This window comes from Gelidibacter japonicus (genome assembly GCF_010725055.1).
Taxonomy (GTDB): domain Bacteria; phylum Bacteroidota; class Bacteroidia; order Flavobacteriales; family Flavobacteriaceae; genus Gelidibacter; species Gelidibacter japonicus.
Genome location: NZ_BJKB01000055.1, coordinates 1 through 1,026, shown reverse-complemented (window position 1 = coordinate 1,026; position 1,026 = coordinate 1). Strand labels below are relative to the sequence as shown.

1 protein-coding gene is annotated in these 1,026 nt (G+C 35.0%); it reads right to left on the bottom strand.

Going from position 1 to position 1,026, the window contains the following annotated elements; all coding sequences use genetic code 11:
• Window positions 1–182: 182 nt before the first annotated feature.
• Window positions 183–719 carry a hypothetical protein gene (locus G6N06_RS19625; protein WP_163518394.1) on the bottom strand — a complete coding sequence of 179 codons (537 nt, stop codon included), beginning with the start codon at window positions 717–719 and terminating at the stop codon, window positions 183–185.
• Between the last annotated feature and the right edge of the window lie 307 nt (window positions 720–1,026).

The following is a 1,026-nucleotide window of genomic DNA, read 5'->3' as shown; positions in this document are numbered from 1 at the left end:
TTGCCGCCAGTTTCCTTCAGATTCCACCTCGCGATGGACACCCTTACCTTAAGCTAACACTTCCCACTGCTTGGGCGTGTTCGGGACTTGCACCCTATAGTTATCGATCATGCTAGGCGCACACACAATATTCAGCTCTGGCCTATCGGCGAGCCGAATACTTAGTTATTGTACATAGTTTTTTATCCATAAATATTTGGGTTTGTCAAAATTCCAGCAACAATATTTGTAGCTACGTCGGATCCAAACTTTTTTAATTTATCTACAATTTTATTTTTCTTGTTTTCAGTATTCTCTTCACTTTGAATGATTTCTTGTATTTCTTTCAGTTGCTTACCATTTAATTCATCTTGTATAGTTTCAATGATAAGACTTAAGTTTATTTTCGTTGATTGATTTGTATTTTGAGTAATATTGATATTCATTTTATCATTATCCAATATCATTTTTTCAGGAAGTCCAAATCGATTTATTTCTTTAATTAGTCCATCCATAAGATTAAACGCTTGGGTTTTTCTTTTAGAAGTGTTGTCACCGCCATCCATATACCAAGTGTAGCTTAAAGCATTAATCTGTTTTTCAGGTTTGCTATCTATTCCGTACACTCGCACAATTATATTCACAGCTTTATTTTTCCAATCAGTTAGGGTTTCTTCAGAGTGTATTTTTTGTGTTTCCGCTTTGAGCTCCTCAAAAGCTTCTAATATTGTTTCTTGCATTTTTTTCAAATTATGTACAACGTGATTGTGTATGGCTCGTTGCGGAAAATCAGCTATGATTTTCCGCCGTAATCTAAAGATAGCAAATTGCAATGAATTCCGATTAGGAATTCAGCCGCAATGAGCTATACACGGCTTAAGTTTGATTTTTAATAAATCAGTTAACTTTAAGTATTAATTAGAAAGAACAAAAGAGCGGAGTAAGGTTACTATACACGGTGAAGCTTTTAGACTTCGGCAACATTGATAATCCCCGCTCTTTTACTACTTAAATCACGTTCAGTTCTGTGAGACCTAGATCTCGTTT

What these genes read in the sequence shown, in the direction of transcription:
- G6N06_RS19625 (WP_163518394.1), bottom strand. Translation starts at nt 719, where the DNA reads ATGCAAGAAACAATATTAGAAGCTTTTGAGGAGCTCAAAGCGGAAACA.